This is a genomic window from Martinezella lusitana (genome assembly GCF_014207095.1).
Lineage (GTDB): Bacteria > Pseudomonadota > Alphaproteobacteria > Rhizobiales > Rhizobiaceae > Rhizobium > Rhizobium lusitanum_B.
In genome coordinates, this window is record NZ_JACHBG010000005.1 from 58137 (window position 1) to 76510 (window position 18374).

20 protein-coding genes and 1 tRNA gene are annotated in these 18374 nt (G+C 58.8%); 5 read left to right on the top strand and 16 right to left on the bottom strand.

The features are described 5' to 3' along the window. Positions 1 to 171: 171 nt before the first annotated feature. The 3 genes from GGD46_RS12995 to tesB all read right to left on the bottom strand — a co-directional run bounded on the left by GGD46_RS12995 (position 172) and on the right by tesB (position 3019). Positions 172 to 1542, bottom strand: a complete 1371-nt coding sequence (locus GGD46_RS12995) for an ammonium transporter (RefSeq protein WP_184704409.1) — start codon at positions 1540 to 1542, stop codon at positions 172 to 174. Positions 1543 to 1569: 27 nt separating this feature from the next. Then, complete coding sequence (locus GGD46_RS13000; protein ID WP_184704411.1) at positions 1570 to 1920, bottom strand: P-II family nitrogen regulator; 351 nt, start codon at positions 1918 to 1920, stop codon at positions 1570 to 1572. A 214-nt stretch (positions 1921 to 2134) separates the two neighbouring features. After that, complete coding sequence (gene tesB, locus GGD46_RS13005) at positions 2135 to 3019, bottom strand: acyl-CoA thioesterase II (protein ID WP_184704413.1); 885 nt, start codon at positions 3017 to 3019, stop codon at positions 2135 to 2137. Between the two features lie 83 nt (positions 3020 to 3102). On the opposite strand from tesB, the gene GGD46_RS13010 reads away from it, so the two are divergent. Beyond that, a complete protein-coding gene (locus tag GGD46_RS13010) occupies positions 3103 to 4317 on the top strand; it encodes a ubiquinone biosynthesis hydroxylase (protein WP_246806291.1) in 1215 nt (404 codons plus the stop codon). 126 nt (positions 4318 to 4443) lie between these two features. Continuing rightward, on the top strand, positions 4444 to 4740 hold the full coding sequence (locus tag GGD46_RS13015; protein WP_184704418.1) for a hypothetical protein: 297 nt from the start codon (positions 4444 to 4446) through the stop codon (positions 4738 to 4740). Positions 4741 to 4985: 245 nt separating this feature from the next. Here GGD46_RS13015 and GGD46_RS13020 read toward each other — a convergent pair whose 3' ends face one another. The 5 genes from GGD46_RS13020 to GGD46_RS13040 all read right to left on the bottom strand — a co-directional run bounded on the left by GGD46_RS13020 (position 4986) and on the right by GGD46_RS13040 (position 9118). After that, a complete protein-coding gene (locus GGD46_RS13020; protein WP_184704420.1) occupies positions 4986 to 5801 on the bottom strand; it encodes a hypothetical protein in 816 nt (271 codons plus the stop codon). 597 nt (positions 5802 to 6398) lie between these two features. Next, positions 6399 to 6587, bottom strand: coding sequence for a Trm112 family protein (locus tag GGD46_RS13025; protein ID WP_037154712.1), 189 nt, complete (start codon positions 6585 to 6587; stop codon positions 6399 to 6401). A gap of 10 nt (positions 6588 to 6597) precedes the next feature. Next, complete coding sequence (locus tag GGD46_RS13030) at positions 6598 to 7257, bottom strand: LON peptidase substrate-binding domain-containing protein (protein WP_184704422.1); 660 nt, start codon at positions 7255 to 7257, stop codon at positions 6598 to 6600. A gap of 218 nt (positions 7258 to 7475) precedes the next feature. After that, complete coding sequence (trxA, locus tag GGD46_RS13035; protein ID WP_184704424.1) at positions 7476 to 8450, bottom strand: thioredoxin; 975 nt, start codon at positions 8448 to 8450, stop codon at positions 7476 to 7478. Between the two features lie 158 nt (positions 8451 to 8608). Continuing rightward, complete coding sequence (locus GGD46_RS13040) at positions 8609 to 9118, bottom strand: prolyl-tRNA synthetase associated domain-containing protein (protein WP_184704426.1); 510 nt, start codon at positions 9116 to 9118, stop codon at positions 8609 to 8611. Between the two features lie 244 nt (positions 9119 to 9362). On the opposite strand from GGD46_RS13040, the gene GGD46_RS13045 reads away from it, so the two are divergent. Together GGD46_RS13045 and GGD46_RS13050 are read left to right on the top strand one after the other, a co-directional pair. Continuing rightward, a tRNA-Gly gene (locus tag GGD46_RS13045) sits at positions 9363 to 9437 on the top strand. Between the two features lie 211 nt (positions 9438 to 9648). Then, complete coding sequence (locus tag GGD46_RS13050; protein WP_184704428.1) at positions 9649 to 10290, top strand: DUF1007 family protein; 642 nt, start codon at positions 9649 to 9651, stop codon at positions 10288 to 10290. 37 nt (positions 10291 to 10327) lie between these two features. On the opposite strand, the gene GGD46_RS13055 is transcribed toward GGD46_RS13050, so the two are convergent. Continuing rightward, positions 10328 to 11071, bottom strand: coding sequence for a phosphatase PAP2 family protein (locus GGD46_RS13055; protein WP_184704431.1), 744 nt, complete (start codon positions 11069 to 11071; stop codon positions 10328 to 10330). Positions 11072 to 11733: 662 nt separating this feature from the next. Between GGD46_RS13055 and GGD46_RS13060 the strand changes: the two genes are divergently transcribed. Beyond that, positions 11734 to 12522: a MipA/OmpV family protein gene (locus GGD46_RS13060; protein ID WP_409527681.1), complete on the top strand. Its 789-nt coding sequence runs from the start codon at positions 11734 to 11736 to the stop codon at positions 12520 to 12522. On the opposite strand, the gene GGD46_RS13065 is transcribed toward GGD46_RS13060, so the two are convergent. Genes GGD46_RS13065 through GGD46_RS13095 form a run of 7 tightly spaced genes read right to left on the bottom strand, consistent with a single transcriptional unit; the run spans position 12463 to position 18370 of the window. Beyond that, positions 12463 to 13794, bottom strand: coding sequence for a cyclopropane-fatty-acyl-phospholipid synthase family protein (locus tag GGD46_RS13065; protein WP_184704435.1), 1332 nt, complete (start codon positions 13792 to 13794; stop codon positions 12463 to 12465). The genes GGD46_RS13060 and GGD46_RS13065 overlap by 60 nt on opposite strands. After that, positions 13794 to 14264: an EamA family transporter gene (locus GGD46_RS13070; RefSeq protein ID WP_184704437.1), complete on the bottom strand. Its 471-nt coding sequence runs from the start codon at positions 14262 to 14264 to the stop codon at positions 13794 to 13796. The genes GGD46_RS13065 and GGD46_RS13070 overlap by 1 nt, the downstream gene beginning before the upstream one ends. Next, entirely contained in the window at positions 14264 to 15412 is a 1149-nt protein-coding gene (locus GGD46_RS13075) for a GNAT family N-acetyltransferase (RefSeq protein ID WP_184704439.1), read from the bottom strand. The genes GGD46_RS13070 and GGD46_RS13075 overlap by 1 nt, the downstream gene beginning before the upstream one ends. Further along, positions 15393 to 16208: a carboxylesterase gene (locus tag GGD46_RS13080; RefSeq protein WP_184704441.1), complete on the bottom strand. Its 816-nt coding sequence runs from the start codon at positions 16206 to 16208 to the stop codon at positions 15393 to 15395. The genes GGD46_RS13075 and GGD46_RS13080 overlap by 20 nt, the downstream gene beginning before the upstream one ends. Further along, positions 16198 to 17070, bottom strand: a complete 873-nt coding sequence (locus tag GGD46_RS13085; RefSeq protein ID WP_184704443.1) for a fatty acid desaturase family protein — start codon at positions 17068 to 17070, stop codon at positions 16198 to 16200. The genes GGD46_RS13080 and GGD46_RS13085 overlap by 11 nt, the downstream gene beginning before the upstream one ends. After that, positions 17067 to 17420 carry an EamA family transporter gene (locus tag GGD46_RS13090; RefSeq protein ID WP_184704445.1) on the bottom strand — a complete coding sequence of 118 codons (354 nt, stop codon included), beginning with the start codon at positions 17418 to 17420 and terminating at the stop codon, positions 17067 to 17069. Before GGD46_RS13090 ends, GGD46_RS13085 begins: the two co-directional genes overlap by 4 nt. Continuing rightward, the gene (locus GGD46_RS13095) at positions 17417 to 18370 is read right to left on the bottom strand and encodes an arginase family protein (RefSeq protein WP_184704447.1); all 954 of its coding nucleotides are present in this window, start codon (positions 18368 to 18370) and stop codon (positions 17417 to 17419) included. The genes GGD46_RS13090 and GGD46_RS13095 overlap by 4 nt, the downstream gene beginning before the upstream one ends. Positions 18371 to 18374 lie beyond the last annotated feature (4 nt).

The following is an 18374-nucleotide window of genomic DNA, read 5'->3' on the forward strand; positions in this document are numbered from 1 at the left end:
TAACCATGCACGCCAACCTCCGGAATCGCAGGCCCACATGGGCGAAAGGCGGTGGACAAATAAAAAGGGCCCGAACCGAGGTTCGGGCCAAAAGCAGCCGGTTACGAAGAAACCGGTTGCGACGGGATGTTCAGCGACGCCGGTTGTTGGCACCGGCGTCGCAAGCTTCGATCAGGAATTATGGTAGGCGGCTTCGCCGTGCGAGGCGAGGTCGAGGCCTTCGCGCTCGGCTTCCGGAGCCACACGCAGGCCGATGACGACGTCGACGATCTTGTAGAGGATCGCCGAGCCGATGCCGCACCAAAGGATGGTGGTGACGACCGCGGTCAGCTGCACCATGACCTGACTGCTCATGGTGACGCCATCGGCATAGCCGACGCCGCCGAGCGAGGCGCTGGCGAAGATGCCGGTTGTGATGGCGCCGAAGATGCCGCCGATGCAGTGCACGCCGAAGACGTCAGCCGTATCGTCGTAGCCGAACTTGTTCTTCACGACGGAGACGAAGAAGTAGCAGAGCGGCGAGACGATGAGACCCATGATGATCGCACCCATCGGGCCGGCGATACCGGCAGCAGGCGTGATGGCGACGAGACCGGCAACCATGCCCGAAGCGCCGCCGAGCATGGAGGCCTTGCCGCGGGTGAAGGTTTCGACCAGCGACCAGGAGATAATGGCGGCTGCGGTCGCAATGAAGGTGTTGACGGTGGCAAGCATCGCACCACCGGAAGCTTCGAGGTTCGAGCCGGCGTTGAAGCCGAACCAGCCGACCCAGAGCATGGAGGCACCGACCATGGTCAGCGTCATGGAATGCGGAGCCATCATGTCCTTGCCGAAACCGACGCGCTTGCCGACGAGGAGGGCGCCAACGATGCCGGCGATACCAGCATTGATGTGAACGACGGTGCCGCCAGCGAAGTCGAGGGCGCCCATCTTGAACAGCATGCCGTTAGAATCCCAGACCATGTGGGCGATCGGGAAGTAGACGAAGGTCGCCCACAGCGCGCAGAAGAGCACGGCGGCGCCGAACTTGATGCGTTCGGCGAAGGCGCCGATGATCAGAGCCGGCGTGATGGCGGCAAAGGTCATCTGGAACAGCATGAAGATGAATTCAGGAATGACGACGCCCTTCGAGAAGGTCGGAGCCGTGGTTGCGGTCGAAACGCCCGAAAGGAACATCTTCGCCGTGCCACCCCAATAGGGGCTGGTGCCGCCGCCAAAGGCGAAGGAATAGCCGTAGAGAACCCAGAGGATCATCACGACAGCACCGATCATGGTGCACTGCATCAGGACCGAGAGCATGTTCTTCGCGCGGACGAGACCGCCATAGAACAGGGCAAGGCCCGGCACGAGCATGAACAGCACGAGAATGGTGGAGATGAACATGAAGGCGGTATCGCCCTTGTCCGGCACCGGCGCTGCGGCAGTCGCAGCGGCGGCGGCGGCTGGAGCCGCTTCCTGCGCGAAAGCGATCGCCGGCGCGAGCACGGCCGCAGAAAGCATGCCCACCCGTGTCAGGGCGGAGGAAAGCTTGGAAATTGACATGCAAATAACTCCCTGATCAGCCGTGTCTTACAGAGCTTCTGAATCGGTTTCGCCCGTACGGATGCGCACGGCATGGTCGATCGAATAGACAAAGATCTTGCCGTCGCCGATCTGGCCGGTCTTGGCGGCAGCCGCGATGGCCTCGACGGCCTTGTCGACGATCTCGGACGCGACAGCGACTTCGATCTTCAGCTTCGGCAGGAAGCTGACGGCATATTCCGTGCCGCGATAGATCTCGGTGTGCCCCTTCTGGCGCCCGTAGCCTTTTACTTCGGTAACAGTCAGGCCCTGAATGCCGACAGCGGTGAGGGCCTCGCGGACCTCATCGAGCTTGAACGGCTTGATAATGGCCATCACAATTTTCATCTGGTTTCCCATCCTTTGTTTAGCCTCGGCACGGAGCCGACTCTCCTTGCCGCCGACGAATGTTTGAGCAGCGACTGGAGATACACATTCAAAGGACGTGCCAGATTCGCGGCACATTCATAAACTATTGAAATAAAACAGATTTATTATAAGCGCCCAATAAGGCGGCGATTGCCTCGCCGTCAAAAGCCTAAATAAAGTGCATATTTGTAGGTTTGCGCTTTATTTAATCATTTGCCTTTTTACGAATCAGGCCTTCCTGCGCCACCGACGCAATCAGGACACCGGATCGCGTAAACAGGCTGCCGCGGGCAAAGCCGCGCGCACCGGATGCGCTGGAGCTTTCCTGGCTGTAGAGCAGCCAATCGTCGAACCTGAAGGGACGATGAAACCACATGGCGTGATCGAGGCTCGCCACCTGAACGCTCGGGTCCAGGACCGATGTACCATGCGCATTAAGGGCGACATCGAGCAGGGTCATATCAGAGAGGTAGGCAAGCACGGCATTCCGATAGAGCCGGTCATCAGGCACGGGGCCGGTCAGCCGCACCCAGATATTCTGCCGCCTGCTCGGTTGCGAGCGAGAAAAATAGCTCTCGATCGAGACGGGCCTGATCTCGATTGCACGCTTGCCTGCCCAATAGCGGCGCACATTCTCGGGCGCGTGCACGATATAGCGCGCCTTGATCTGCTCCTCGTCCATCAACTCCTCGGGCATCGGCACCTCGGGCATCTCCTCTTGATGATCGAAGCCGGGCTCATCGACCTGGAACGACGCCGTCAGTGCGAAGATCGCCTTGCCGTGCTGGATGGCCAGCACGCGCCGGGTATTGAAGCTGGAGCCGTCGCGCAGGCGATCCACCTGATACAGGATCGGAACCGAGGGATCGCCCGGCAGCATGAAATAAGCGTGCAGGGAATGCACGAACCGATCACCCTCTACTGTGCGCTGCGCCGCCATCAGCGCCTGGCCGATAACCTGCCCGCCGAATACGCGCTGCCAGCCCACCTGCGGGCTGTTGCCGCGAAACAGGTTCATCTCGATCGTTTCCAGATCGAGCGTCGCGAGCACGGTTTCCATGGGGGTGGGCTTTTCCGTCTCTCGCGACATTTTGCTTGAACTCCGATGGTAGGAACCGTGAACAGGATGTTCTATATAGAGCAGGAAGTGACAGTAAGACACAGGGAAGCGCTATGTTGGACATGCTGGTAGTGGGTGGCGGATATGTGGGTCTTGCCGCAGCGGTCGCAGTCAAGCAGGCAGCCCCGCATCTCGATGTCATGGTCGTAGAGGCCGCCCCGGAGAGCGTTTGGAAGAAAGATATGCGGGCTTCCGCAATCATCGCCGCCGCCTCCAAGATGCTGGAGGTTCTTGGCGTCTGGGATGAAATTGCGCCGGAAGCAGAACCGATCACCCGCATGATCGTCACCGATTCGCGCACCAGCGACCCCGTGCGCCCCGTCTTCCTGACCTTCGACGGCGAAGTCGCCGAAGGCCAGCCCTTTGCCCATATGGTGCCGAACGTTACCATGGTCGGCGCCTTGCGCGGCGCCTGCGAGCGGCTGGGTGTCACGATCCGCCACGGCCTTAGCGCTACCGGCTTCGTGACCGACGACAGCAAGACGACCCTTACCCTTTCGGATGGCAGCACGCTGGAGACAAAGCTTCTGGTCGCCTGCGACGGCGTGCGCTCCAAGCTGCGCGACATGGCCGGCATCAAGACGGTGAACTGGGATTACGGCCAATCCGGCATCGTCGTGACAGTCGAGCATGAGCGGCCGCATGGCGGCTGCGCCGAGGAGCATTTCCTGCCCTCAGGCCCCTTCGCCATCCTGCCGCTGAAGAACAACCGCTCTTCGCTGGTATGGACGGAGCGCTCCTCCGATGCCGAGCGGCTGGTCGCCTCCGATGACCTCGTTTTCGAAGAGGAACTGGAGCGCCGCTTCGGCCACAAGCTCGGCGCGCTACGCGCCGTCGGCGATCGTCGCGCCTTCCCGCTCGGCCTGACGCTTGCCCGCGCCTTCGTTGCGCCGCGCTTTGCGCTTGCGGGCGACGCTGCCCACGGTATCCATCCGATCTCCGGCCAAGGCCTCAACCTCGGCTTCAAGGATGTTGCAGCACTTGCCGAAACCATCGTCGAAGCAGATCGCTTAGGCCTCGATATCGGCTCGGTCAATATCCTTGAGCGCTACCAGACCTGGCGGCGCTTCGACACCTTCCGCATGGGGGTGACCACCGATGTGCTGAACCGGCTGTTCTCCAACGACAACACGCTGCTGCGCATCGCCCGCGATTTCGGCCTCGGCATCGTCGACCGCCTGCCCAGCCTCAAATCCTTCTTCATCGGCCAGGCGGCGGGCACCACGGCAAAGCACAATCCGCGGCTGCTTGCGGGCGAGGCGATTTAAAGCATTTCCGGGAAAAGTGCGCGGCCGTTTTCCGTCCGGAACGCGCAAAGAAGGCGATTATATACTTCACACACCCACGCGAATTTTTGGTATGCATAAATCTCCCATTGATTGAGGAGCTTCGGAATGACCTTGCATACTCCGTGCGAAGCTTTACGTTTGGGTAAGTGCCTTGAACTCCGATATGACGGATATTTCCGCGTAGTCGAAGTCCATGCTGTCGGCGTTACCGAGGAAGGGCACAGCATCATGCGCGTGTGGCAAGTCCGAGGCGGCAGCAATAGCGGTGAACGTCAAGGCTGGAAGCTGATGCGGCTCGACGAAACATTCTCTACCCATGTGATTGACGAAAAATCCTCGGCGCCCCGTACCGGGTATAAACGCGAGGACAAGGTCATGGCTTCCATACGATGCCAGATCTAATCCGCCACAGTCGCATTCACCGCCAGAATGGATAGCCCAGTCTGATACGTGCATTCTTCACCCGATAAAAAAGCCCGCTCATTTTGCGGGCTTCTTGGTTTCCTGTTTTTCGTCCTTCGGTGGCGACGATCTGGTTATTTTGTGTAGCCGCTCGTCAAAGCGCTTCTGATCGTCGTCCATCTCAAGTTCGCAGGCAGCTTCTTCCGAATTTTTGTCTTTGAGTTTTGTCGCCCAATTTTACTTTCCTAAGGGTCGATTCCATCGTCACCTTCATAGACCAAATCGAAGCTGTTTTCGAGGATTTGCAACCAAAGTTTTCTCTTCGACTTAGGCCAATTTGTTCCAGAAGGCGGCAGACGATCGATTAGCCCTCTAATGATTGGATCAATATCAGGTGGCTCATATCCGCCTCCGTTCCCCACTCCTCTGCGTCTGCCTTCGACTTCTTGGACAGACGGAGTTGGTGACAGTGACGCCTCCACACCGGGTGAACTGTAGGGAGATTCCATGCGTGGTCTTACCAATCTATCTTTCCCGCTATCCGAAAAACCTGCGTATTGGGCCGATTTTTCGAACGCTTGGCGTGCTCTGTCCGTTTGCTTACGCGGAACGCCCATTGTTTCCATTTCGCGTTCCAGCGCCTTTGCTGGAGGAAGATTGCGCCCGCGAAATCTGTCATAGATTTGCTGGTACAAGGGGACACATAGGAATGCGTCCACTTTGGCCGACTGTTCCGTTTCCGCGGAGACTATGCGCTTTCCGATCTCACTTAATCGAAATGCGCTTCGTCCGTCTTTCTCTACTAGACCGAAAATCTTCGCGGCTCCGGTTTTCATCCGGAATGCCCCACTTAGAGTTTGGTTCATTTGAGCGGCCAACTCGTCTTGATCGCACGACCCGAAGCCACACCGTGCATATATCGCCCTGGCTACTTCGGTGGCACCTTCCAGCGAGATATATGGGAAATCTATGGCAGATCGCTCGCGTTTAGCACGATCTTCGGTCGCGTTTTCTTGCGCAGCTTCCGCCGCCGCTTGGAAATCAACTTTCTCGCCTGTCATACAGACACCTCGCGCCTTGTGAATAGGCGGTACAATACCGGAACATTACTCTTCGCACAAGATGTACGCATAACCAACGCGCAAACTGAGAAGGCGCGTATTGTGTGGTTTCGATTCGTTCGTTATACATATGCGTGCTGGGCCTGATTCCAGCCAACATGCACGGGTGGATACGATGAAAAGACTTAAGTAGCCCCTCGCACTCTGGCCATTGGCGTTAGAGGGGAGACTAAAAGGAAAAGCCGCCAATCCCGACTGCAACGGGACGGCGGCCTAGATGACCAAACACCGATAGGGGTGGTATACCCCGGCGATATTTGACGCTTCCAGCTCTTAGAATCGCATGTATGCCACTTCCTTTCAAGGCCCTTCGCTTAGAAAGGAGGAGACGATATGGTTTGGGTTAATCCTTACCACCGTATCCGCTTCGGCAAGCTCGAATTTGTCTGCGGACATTTTCGTAGCCGTTAATTGGGCTTAGGCGGCTCAGGCCGCTCGCCTCTATCTTCAACAACTTGCCGGGAGGTTATTTGTCTCCCGGCTTTTTCTTTGGATAGTCACTCTTGCTCTGCACGCAAAGGCCGAAAGAAAAGCGCCTCAGTCTTCGATGCGGCGCGCTTCCGAAATCAGCATGATCGGGATACCGTCGCGGATCGGATAGGCAAGGCGAGCCTTTTCCGAGATCAGCTCGTTCTTCTCCCGATCGTAGCTCAGCCGCCCTTTGGTGAGCGGGCAGACGAGCAGATCGAGCAATTTCGGATCCACTTTGCTGACCGTGACGTCCATGGGCAAACTCCTATTGCAGGACCGAGCCGGTATCGCCGGAGCCGGCGAGCACGATCTTGATGATGGCGATGAAGGTCTCCGCGCGGGTCTTCAGATCGTGAGCCTCCAAAAGCGCCTGCTTCTCGGCGGGATCGAAGGGCGCCATCATCGATAGCGAGTTTACCAGCATCATATTGTCAGCGCGCTCGACGCTTTCCCAGTCCGCCTCGAGTTTGTTGGCATCGAGATAACTCCGGAAAGCCGAGAGCAGCGCCGGACGGTCGACAGTGCCTTCCTCATGATGCGACTTGAGGTCGGAGATGAACGGCGTAATGCGAAACGTGCGATAGGGCTGCTGGGTGGTAACCTCGTCCATCAGCCGGAAGCGGCAGATGCCCGTCAGGGCGACGATATAGCGTCCGTCGCCGGTCTCCGAGATGGAGGTGATACGGCCGAGGCAACCGACATGTGCGAGATTGGGCGAATCAGCCGGTTCGCCGAGCGCCGGCTGCACCATGCCGATCAAACGGTTGCCGGCTATGGCGGCATCGAACATAGCGAGATAGCGCGGCTCGAATATATTGAGCGGCAATTGCGCTCCCGGCAGCAGCAACGCACCGGAAAGAGGGAAAATGGCCACGGCGTCAGGCAGATCGCTTGGTTTCAGGTATCTGGCATTACCAACTTGCATGTTTCCATCCCGCTAGATCACTGCGCCGCGCGCCGCAATGGGCGCGCAGGAACGACACACAACCGCGCGGCCGTTGCCCATTTTCTGCCGCGCATCCCACCAATGTGGGCTCGTCTGCCGAAAACACAAGGATATTTTGCGCCACAACGCCCTTTGCTTCCACTCTCGACTCGTTCCCGACGATCGAGAGCGGAAGGTCTGGCGCCGCACCTTCCGTCTCAGGAGAACAGGATCGACGAAAGTTTGCGGCGGGCAGCGATCGTTGCCGGATCCTTCGGACCCCAGACGTCGAAGAATTCGAGCAGCTGGCGGCGGGCGCCGTCATCGTCGAAGCTGCGATCCCTGCGCATGATCAGAAGCAGATGCTCAGCCGCTTCGTCGCGCTTGCCTTCGACATTGCGGATCTTGGCAAGCTTCACGCGCTGCTCGTGATTGTCCGGGTTGGTAGCCAGTTCGTGCTCGATGGCAACGGGGTCGCCAAGCTTGCAGGCTTCCTCGATCTGGTCGAGCTTCTTGACCACCGCCTGAATGCCGGCATCGTTGGCAAGCGTTTCGGGCAGATCCGTCAGGGCTTCGCGGGCGCGCTGGCTCTGGCCGGCTGCAATCATGCATTCCGCCATGCCGGCAAGTGCCTTGGCATTTTCCGGATCCGCCTGCAGCACCGCACCGAACAGCTCGGCAGCACCGTTGACGTCGCCGGCTGCAAGCAGGCCGCTTGCTTCCTCGAGAACGGCGGCGATTTCGGCAGCCTGATCATCGACACCGCCAGCCGGACCGCCGAGGCGATCGATGAACTGGCGAACCTGGCTTTCGGGAACAGCACCCATGAAGCCATCGGCAGGACGGCCATTGACGAAAGCGATGACGGCCGGGATCGACTGGATGCCGAGCTGTCCGGCGATCGACGGATGATCGTCGATATTCATTTTCACCAGCTTGACCCGGCCCTGGGCTTCGGTGACGACCTTTTCCAGAACAGGCGTCAGCTGCTTGCACGGACCGCACCAGGGCGCCCAGAAATCGACAAGCACCGGCTGATTGCGCGATTCCTCGATGACATCCTTGGCGAAGTTGGCGGTGGTCGTATCCTTGATCGGCGAGGCGCCGGATGTCGCAGGTGCTGCGCCAAATGATGCCGAGGCCGACATCTGGCCGCCGAAGGAAGCGTTATAGGGATTGTTCGGACCGCTCATAAGTGTCTCCCGCCTGCCGGCATCCGTGATCTTTGGAAGGCATGCCTCCCAAACGAACCGATCAGGTCCGCATGGCTGCACGCCCATTGAAATCGTCAAAACGATGGGACGATCCGCAGACGCCCCGCTCGCAATAATCTTAGCGCTAAAATCGTACCTTAGGCCGTTACTTTCAAGACTAGCGGCGCATGACCCGTCGCCTCCATGAAGCGCAGCAGGTCGGCACTGGCAATAGACGTTGTCGCATCGTTCGACAGCGGGTGACAGTTGACGATATCATGCGCCATCAGATCGGCATCGAGGATGAAGGTCACGTTGTTGCTTGTATCGTTGATCGCACCGAATGCGGTGACCGAGCCCGGGATGACGCCGAGATATTCCATCAGCTTCTCCGGCTTGCCGAAGGAAACCTTGCTCGCCGCGCCGATCAGCGTGTGTACGGTCTTCAGATCGACGGTCGCGTTCTCTTCGACGGTCAGCAGGAAGAAGTTATCCTTCTTGTCCTTCACGAACAAATTCTTCGTGTGGCCGCCTGGAATCTCGTCGCGCAGCGAAACCGATTCGGCGACGGTAAAGACCGGCGCGTGATCCTTGGTGCTATGGCCAATGCCAAGCCCGTCAAGGAATCGGAAAAGATCGTCGCGTGTTTTCGGATTGGTCTCGGTCATGGCTTCTCACGATGCAAAATGGTCTGCCCCTGATACGTCGCCCACATTTTCATTGCAATCTTTCAGACGCGAAAGGCCGACGTTTCCGGGCTTTTCGAAGGGCAGAACAAAAAACTCGGAATTTTTCTTGGCGAACTCGTCATTTCCCTGTTGCATTTGAAAATCGGTTAGGCCATATACCGCCCGTCGCCGCAAGACGACGCCCAGCGGTCCAACAAACTACCCCGGATCGCGACGGGAATGAGCGGGTGTAGCTCAGGGGTAGAGCACAACCTTGCCAAGGTTGGGGTCGAGGGTTCGAATCCCTTCGCCCGCTCCAATTTTCTCAAATGAGAGTATTTACGACTAGGCCGGCAACGGCCTTTCGTCGTTTTCGGCTTGGTATGGCGGAGTTGCCGCATGCCGCAGCGTCCGGCATTCTGCGAATCGGAACGATCGATGGCCGCGGGAATTCTCCGGGTCTCAAATCAGTCTCAATTGACGTTCAGGTCTGCGGGCTGGACTGACAAACGGAACGCGGTATTGCTCGCATGAAAAGAAAGATGCCCCTGCTGATTGCGATGTTGTCGCTTCTGCCCGGGCCTGTGCTTGCCCATCCGCATATTTTCATCGACGCAAAATTCGAGGTCGTGGCGGCATCGGACGGCTCCATCAGCGAGCTTCGCAACGTCTGGAGCTTCGACCAGGTGTTTTCCTCGTCGGTCGTCGTGGATTTCGATAAGGCCGGCAATCCGACGCTCACGCCGAGCGAGCTTAAGGCGGTCGGCAAGACGGTCAGGGATTCGCTTGCGCAGTACGGCTACTATACGAACGTCACCAGCAACGGCAAAGCGGTGGCAATGGCCAAGCCCGACGCCATCCAGGCCGATTTCAAGGACGGCTCGCTGATCCTCACCTTTTCGCTGAAACCCGAGCAGAAGACCTTCCTCAAGGGAAATACGATCTTCGGGATCTACGACAAGACGCTCTACACGGCCGTCGATTTCGCCACCGACAACGATATGACCGTTTCGGGAGCGAATATGGCCCGCTGCAAGCGCAAGGTCATAAGACCCAACCCCAAGGAAGTCATGGCGGAAAATCAGGCGGCGCTGACAAGCATGTTCTTCAGCGATCCGAAGGGCACGGACTACTCGCTGCTTGTGGCAACGCGGCTGGAAGTCCAGTGCTAATGCCGCCCTATGGCCTGGCGGCGCTCTGACGGCTCTCTTACTCCTTCGGCGGCAGATCTCGCGCCGCGCCATCCGCGCGCCGTGAGGGCGATATGAAGCGGCGAGCGACCATCCAGCAGGCAAGCGCCCAGGTCGCTCCAGCACACCAGCCGCCGAGCACATCAGTTGGATAGTGTACGCCCAGATAGAGGCGACTCATGCCGATCAGCAGGGTCAGCAGGATACCGACCGCGACGATGAAGATGCGCGTTGACCGATAGCTGCGCGTGCCGGAAATGAGGGCCGCCAAGGTCAGATAGGTCACGGTCGAGACCATTGCGTGGCCGCTCGGAAAACTCAGATCGTTCACCTCGACAAGATGCGGCACGATATCCGGCCTCGCTCGCGCGACGCTCAGCTTCAACACGGCGCTGAGCGCCCATCCGCCAAGCACTGAGACCAGAACGAAGATGGCGATCGCACGACGTCGGTCCAGCAGCAGATAGATCGTCACCAGCGCCGTCATCATTGCGAGGACGGTCGTTCCACCGAGGCTCGTAATGTCCTTGACGGCATGGGTGAGCCATCCCGGCCCAATCGGGACAGACAGATCGGCTGGCTGGCGAAGGGCCAGCAATATCGCTTCATCAAACCCCTTCGTGCTGCCTTCCAGAACCTCGCCGGTCAGATAGACGAAAAGCAGCACGCCACCCGAAAGCGCGGCGAACATCAGGAGCAGCAATGGCTCGTAGCGCCCCAGCCGTTCCATCATGCCCGCGTTGCGAGATCCCTGATCATTCATACCCTGTCGACTGCCTGCCTGTATTCCTGTTGCCGTTTCCACATTCGGAGCGATCTGTCGTCTCCCGGAGTTCTGTCCGAAATGAGGACAATCGCTATCTAGTGATGGAATAAATGCAATCCAACCGCAATAAGCCGATAATCGGGGCCGCGTTTTGCGCGAGGTTTCAGGTTCGTGAAATATTCCGCCTCTATTCTTACACAGACCCTTTGGGATCACCTTCGGCAGCAGGGCGCCATTGCCCATGGGGAAAGCATCGCGCATGCCACCAAACGAACATGACAGCACCGTCAGGTCTCATCGCCTCCAAGGCCCTCAGGGAGCCTTTCAAATGCAGGTCACTGAGCGCTCGCTGATGGAGCCTTTAAGCACCTGTATGCGGGAATGGGAACGGCAAAAGCCGCTTCGCGGAACACAAGCTCTCTCTCTGAGCAGCCGACCATGAAGTTTGGTAGATGCTGCTCCCGGCTTGGCTCAGGTGAAACAAGACGTTCGACTAATGAGTCAAACTTACCGTATGCGTCTCAAATTTTCTCTATTTGGGGGACCTTGAGCTGTGATACTAGTGCGTTAAGGGCGATCAGGGACCGGGTATTGTCAGAGTGTTAAGTGTTGGGACATCTTTCGCCGCCCGGTTGCTCGCGACAGCCGGATTGAGCCTGCTGACGGCATCGGCTGCCCTTGCGCTTCCCGCCTCATCCGTTACCCCAGCCTCCGAAAAGGCCACCTCCGACACATGGGTGGTAACGCTGGGCGCCACGGTCGAATATGGCCCGACCTACGAGGGGTCGAAGCACTATAGCTTCGGCGCCCTGCCGTCTTTCGATCTCCACCGCCTTGGCGACACCCCGGAATACAGCGCGCCGGACGACAATTTCGACTATGGCCTCTTCGATTTCCACGGCCTCGAAATCGGGCCGGTGGTGGGTCTGAGAGACGATCGTCTCAATCTTGACAATCTGCAGCTGGGGAGCCAGCGCAGGGTGCACTGGGACTTCGATGCCGGCGGTTTCGCGCAATATTGGCTAAGGGATAATCAGCTCCGGTTTCGCACGGAAATACGCCAGTCCCTTTGGGGCGGCGATGGCCTTGTCAGCGATCTGGCGCTCGACTGGTTCCAGCCGGTCGGCGACAAATGGCTGTTATCGGCAGGTCCCCGCCTGTCGCTGGCAAATTCCACCTACATGCGCAGCAACTTCGGCGTCTCGCCGACGCTGGCGGCAAGAAACGGTCGCGTCAGCGCCTTCAACGCCGGCGGCGGCTTGAAATCCGTCGGTGTTACCGTCGCTGCGACCTACGCGATCTCGCCCGAATGGAGCGTGCAGGTCTACGGGAAGTATAACCGCCTGGTGGGCGACGCCGCCGACAGCCCGATTACCTCGCGCTTCGGCTCACCCAACCAGAACATTATCGGCTTTACGCTCAACCGAACCTTCAACATCAATTTTTGAGCCGTTGCGCGCCTCGTGATCGGCGATGTAGTTCCGCGTCAGCGGAATGATGTCGTTGCGCTTGGAGATCTGGATCTGGAAGACGACGAGATCCTCGTAGCGAAACGCCGCTTCCGCCGTCGACAGATAATATTCCCACATGCGGCAGAAGCGCTCGTCATAGAGCTCGGCGACCTCGCTCCAGCGCGCCATGAAACGCTCGCGCCAGTGTTCGAGCGTCATCGCATAATGCAGCCGCAATATCTCGACATCGGTGATCGCGAGCCCTGCCGCCTCGATTTCGGGAACGATTTCCGAAAGCGCCGGAATATATCCGCCCGGGAAGATGTACTTGTCGAGCCACGGCGTCGTAAAGCCCGGGGTCGCGGAGCAGCCGATGGTATGCAACACCATCACGCCGTCATCCTCGAGCAGCTCCGCACATTTGCGGAAGAAGGTGCGATACGATGCAAGACCGACATGCTCGAACATGCCGACCGAGACGATCCTGTCGAAACGACCCGTCAGGCTGCGATAATCCCTAAGCGCGAACTCGACCTTCGCCGGCGTTCCACCCGCCTTTTCGGTGACGCGCCTGGTGGCATATTCATGCTGCTCCTCGGAGAGCGTGACGCCGAGAACGTGGCCGCCGGGCGCATGCTCGGCCATATGCAGCGCCAAACCGCCCCACCCGCAGCCGATGTCGAGAATGCGGTGCTTGGGCTCGATCAGAAGCTTGGCGGCAAGATGCCTTTTCTTGGCGATCTGCGCATCGTCCAGAGACTGGCCGGCATGTTCGAAATAGGCGCAGGAATATTGGCGGTCCGGATCCAGGAAGAGTTCGTAGAGCTGGCCGTTGAGATCGTAGTGATGTGCGACATTGGCCTTCGACCGACCCGGCATGTTGCGGTGGCGAAAGATCCGCAGCCTGGTTCTAATATCGTCGATGATGCGGGCAATAAGGGGATGCGTGGCGTTCTGCGCCTCGCGCAGTATCATGGCCACGAAATCATAGAGCGTGCCCTGCTCCACGATGAACCGGCCATCCATATAGAGTTCGCCGAGCCGGCCATCGGCGTCGATCAGGAACACCCATTCGGCCCGGTCGTCGGTGAAACGGACGCGAACGGGTTGCCCGGTACCGTCACCGAAAGTCATGACGCGGCCACTCGCCGTCGTCACCGTCAGCGCGCCGCGCGTGACGATGGACGAGAGCGCGCGTTTCACGCACCAGTCGACAAGGCCGGAGAAAACACCCTTCGAGCTGTTGTCAGCTTGCTGCACGTTGGTCATTACCTATCCTTGCCAGTCCCCGTGCGCAGTTCATCGCGCTTGGCGTCCCATTCACTATGGTTTCTCTTCGTCTCACCATGGCCCTCCTCCGCGTCGCCATGGTCCCCCTTCGGCTCGACGTTGGCGCCGGCAATCAGCCAGACGCCCGCCAGGATCAAGCCGCTGCCGATCAATTGCAGCGCCACCACCTTTTCATCGAAAACGAACCAGCCAGTCGCGATGATCAGCACATAGCTGATGCCGGAAAGCGGAAAGGCACGGCTGAGATCGAGCTCGGCAAGCACGTTCATCCAGATGAAGAAGGTCACGACCTCGACGAGAATGGCCGCCAATATCCAGTAGGATGACAGCGCATGCCACAGCCAGCTTTCCGCACTTCCATTGTTCATCTGCTCGGCTCCGAGCTTGATGAAAAACTGGAACAGGGTGTTGAGCACCGGCACAGCCAGCCAGGAAAAACGCATTGCCATCACGCATCCGCCTCGTCTGTCGAGAACAGAGGCGACACCAGCCGCAGCAAACCCTGAAGCATTGGGTTGCGATGGCGGAAGAACATCGCATTCGCCGTCAGCTTGCTGCCGAGACGCACCTTGTTTTCGTAGTATGCCTGTCCGCTCTGGTACCGGCTTATGCCATGATCCAGGCAATAGCGCAGATTGGTGAACCAGCTGAGGAAATACAGGTTATAGGGCCGTCCCTTTTCGCCATCCATGCAGAAGAACTTGTCGATGGCGATGCGGTCGTCATGCACGATGAGATTGGCGGCCAGCAACGTGTCTTCAGCGAAGTAGAAAGCGCAGTAGGAGCGCCCGCCCATTCGGTCGAGAATTCCCTGGAAATAATCCGCGGTAAGCTCCTCGAACTGCCAATCGCTGCGGTTGCGCGTATCGTGGTAGAGCGCCATGACTTGCGGCAGGAACTCGCCGAAATCGGTTCTGATCTCCACACGCACCTGCTCGAACGACTTCATCTTGCGGCGCATGTCCTTGCGGGTACCGGAGGACAGCCGGGCGAGATACTCGTCGATCGTCTTGAAGTCGACATCGAGCCAGGCCGTCGGCAGGCCGCCGATCGAGGCATAGCCGCGGGTGGAAAGCGCAGTTCCGAATTCTGCCGAGGTCGGCTCGGGAATGTCCTTCAGCCCGACCAGCGAGCAGCGTTCCGTCGCAGCAAAGCGTTCGAAGAATGATACGAGTTCCGTAAACAGGGCGCTGCGGCGCTCCTGCGGAACGTCGGGGTGGAAGCCGATCGCTCCCGTCTCGGTGCAGGGTGATCCGAGGCAGGCAAGGCGCAGCTTCAGAAACTTCGGGAAAATGCCCTGCACGCGGCGCACGGCCCGGCGCAAGCCCCCCTCTTCGAGAGTCGTGTCGAGTGCATATAGACAAAGGAAGGCCGGCATAGCGGCGCTGACGCGGCCATCTTCGACGACCGTGATGTAACGCCATTCGAAACCGGCAATACCCGCCTCCTCGATGGTGAGCAGGTAATCATAATCCTCGACCTGGTCATGGAAGCAGGCATTCCACGCATCGCGACCGATCGAGCGAATGCTGGAATGCGCCTCAACCACCGGATTGCCCACGGGTTTGGGCACGAGCTTAAGCAGCGGCTGCGACATGACGCGCCTCGAAGAAATCCGCGGTAAAATCGGCCACCTGACGGTGCTGCCGGTCGACATGGATCATGTGATAGCTGTCCTTGATCCATTTCAGCTCATGCGGGCTGGCGATATGATCTGAAATGTAGCGTGCGTGTTTTGGGCTGGCGAGATCGTCGTCCTCGGCGTGCAGGATCAGCGTCGGCGTCTGCATCTTCGGAAGGATGCCCTTCAGCGTCTTGCCCAGCCGATGCATTTCGACCAGGCCCTTGCCGGGGAATTTTTCCAGAACGCCTTCGCTCGCCATGCCCTCGATCAGCCGCCGCATCCGCTCATCCTTGATCCCGAGCGAGTTCGTTTCGCTGAAATTCAGGCGATCAAGGAAGGGAATTCGCGACAGCCAGCCGATTTGCGACGAGAGCAGCGGATAGTAGAAGGGAACGTCCCAGCCGTCATAGTTGAAGCAAGGCGAATAGATGGCGGCAGCGCCTATGGTGCCGGGCTGCCGCTCGGCAGCGAGCATGGCCAGCTTGCCGCCGACGCAGATACCAGCGGCGTAGACTTCCTGAGTTCTCGTCGACAGCAAGGCAGCCGCCTCGACGACGCTGTCGAGCCAGTCTTCCCACCGCGTGCCGCGCAATGTCTTCGCATCGACGCCGTGACCCGCCAGCAGCGGTGCATAGATGCTATAGCCCCTGCGGTTGAGATGACGGGCAATCAGCTTCATTTCAGCTGGCGCACCCGTCAGCCCATGCACGAGAAGAATGCCTTTTCCGTTTGAGCCCTCCATATGGAAGCTCAAGTCATCAGCTTTCATGTGAGAGCTCCGACTGCCTGTTCTCCTTGGCCATGAAGCCAAGGGCGTGGCAGGTGCTGATGACATGCGTGCCGGCCTTTTCCTGCTCTTCCTTGATCTGATCGTGAAGGGCGGGCAGCTTCGTCCAGTGCGTGCGCGGACGATAGTGATGCTCCGCATGGTAACCATTGCCGAACCACAGCCAGTTGTAGAAGGACTTGTGGCTGGAAACACCCCAGGCGATCGGCTCGTCCGGATCACCGTTGAGATGCTCGTAGTAGCCGTTCAGCGACGACAGACAATTGCCGAGATAGTAGAACGGGATGAAGAACAGCACGGCCTTCCAATCATAAAGAAGAGCTGCGGCTGCAAGGGCCAGGAAGAAGAACAGTTCGAACCGGCCCCAGGCCGCATCGAATGGACGGTTGCGGGCAATCGCCTTGTGGATATCGCCGAGGCTGTCGCGGAAGAAGCTCAGGAAGGTATAGGACCAGACGTTCTCCGGCTTGCCGTCGTGACCATGACGATAGATCGACAGAAGGTCGATGGTATCGCCCTTTTCATCCGGCCGGTCGCTGTTGCCGGAGTGATGGCGCATGTGCACCCAGTGGTAGTAGGTCTGCGAAAAGCCGATCGCAACCGACTCCAGCAAGCTGAAGCCGTAGTTCATCCAGCGCGGCTTGAAATAGGGCGTATGGATGAAATTATGCGATATGCTGTTGATGTTCCAGGAAATCGATACGGCGTAAAGGCTGCCGAGAACGACCGAAACCCACAGCGGGCGGCTTTCGAAGCCGACGATCAGATAGACATCAAAAGCGAGATGCGCGACGGCAGCCAGAACCGGCGCCACATCCCATCTGGTGTGCGCAAAGATTTTCATAATCCGGTAACTCCCACACAGGCCACGCCGGCTGTCACGAGGAACACGCCGGTCGCGTGGCGCAGGTTGATGTTTTCTTTAAAGATCAAAGCGCCGGCGAATACAATGATAACGTAGCTCAGCGCCATGAGGGGAAAGGCGATAGTGAGCGGAACACGCTCCAGAACAGCGGTCCATGCAAACAGCTCTACAGCCCAGAAGACGATGCCGAGCCAGGTGATCGGCTTGGACATCGCCGAAACCAGCGTATGCTCGTTTGCGGACTGTTTGAAGCAGACCTCACGGGCCGTCTCCGCCAGAATGCAGAAGAGGATCAGCCCAAGCATGGGAAGGGTCAGCGCGCCGGTCATTCCATGTACTCCGCCAGCACCTCAAGCAGCGCGTGATTGGCCGCGCTGTTGATGTTTCTGGTCGTTTCAGCCCCCTGCCGGACGCGAGGCTGGTCGATGAAGATCTCAGCTCGTTTCATGAACTGGGTCCGCAGGCCGCCAGCATAGCTCGGAACAGAATAATCCCCTATGACATCCGCGCCGATGATTCGATGACGGCTGCCGATTTCGCTGATCAGAGCCAACAGATAGGGCAGCCGCATGCGGCCCTGATCCCAGTTCGTCACGGCGTCGTCCGCAGCCAGCACATCCTTGTCGATCGTAACATAGACCGCTTCGGTGCGAATGCGGCTGAGCATGCGGTCGATGAAATTCTCTTCGCCGATCTCCGAGATCGACTTCCAGTGCAGCGCACCTTTTTCCTGCCGGTAGCTGGCGCCGTTGCCGTAATCGGCAAGAACGCGGCTCGGCGCATGCTCGTATGGGTAAAGCTCCAGCTTTCCTTCGCCGAGCCAGTGCAGATTCGCACCCTTGCGCTCAGGGCTGCGAAGATCGTGGCTGCAGACACCGATCGTTATGACCTTCTGGATATTCGAGTTGGCAAGGGCGCTGTTGACCCACGAGCCGCAGTGCATGCCGCCGTCGAAGGTGACCCAATCCGGATGATTGTCGAAATGGATGAGCGTCGCCGGACCGGGATTCCGTTCCAGTGCGCCTTCGAGAAGCAATGCGGTGATGTGATGGAAGTCGCCGGAACCCATGAAGCAGAGCTGGGGATCCTTGCCGGTTGCAGGCGTATTCTTGACGATCTCGCGGCCAAGCTCGGCAAGGGCGTTCTGCTTGCCCCAGAGCCGAACCTCGCGGCCCGCGTTCTTGTCGAAATACTGGTGCGCGCCTGCAAACTTGCAGGCGCGCACGAAATCCGGCTGCAACTCCAATGCGTCATCGAGATGAAGAAGCAGGAGTTGCACCGTC